This is a genomic window from Cereibacter sediminicola, from assembly GCF_007668225.1.
GTDB classification, from domain to species: Bacteria; Pseudomonadota; Alphaproteobacteria; order Rhodobacterales; family Rhodobacteraceae; genus Cereibacter_A; species Cereibacter_A azotoformans.
In genome coordinates this window covers 1-480 of the sequence record NZ_VDEK01000149.1, presented here as the reverse complement: position 1 = coordinate 480, position 480 = coordinate 1, and the positions used below count along the sequence as shown (strand labels likewise).

Here is a 480-nt window from a genome sequence, read left to right as displayed (position 1 = left end):
CTGGCCATGATCGTCTTCGAAAAGTTCGGCCAGCATCAGCCGTTGAACCGGCAGGCCGAGCGGTATGCCCGCGAGGGCGTGGACCTGAGCCTCTCGACGCTCGCCGACCAGATCGGCGCGGTGGCCGAACTGCTGAAGCCGCTGCACGCGCTGATCGAGGCTCATGTTCGCACCGCCGCGCGCCTGCATGGCGATGACACCACGGTGCCGCTGCTCGCCCGCGGCGGCACGAAGACCGCACGGCTCTGGACCTACGTCCGTGACGACCTGCCCTTCGGCGGAACGGCCCCGCCCGCCGTATTCTTCAGGTTCTCCCGTGACCGGGGCGGCGAACACCCGGCCGAGCATCTGAAGGGCTGGCAGGGCATCCTCCAGGCCGATGCCTATGCCGGCTACAACCAGCTTTATCGCGGCGACCGGAAGCCGGGGCCGGTCCTGCCGGCGCTGTGTTGGAGCCATGCCCGGCGCAAGTTCTTCGAG

Annotated in this window: 1 protein-coding gene; it reads left to right on the top strand. The window is 68.8% G+C overall.

Going from position 1 to position 480, the window contains the following annotated elements; all coding sequences use genetic code 11:
• On the top strand, nt 1–480 hold a 480-nt coding region (locus FG154_RS20780), incomplete at both ends, for an IS66 family transposase (protein ID WP_145112070.1).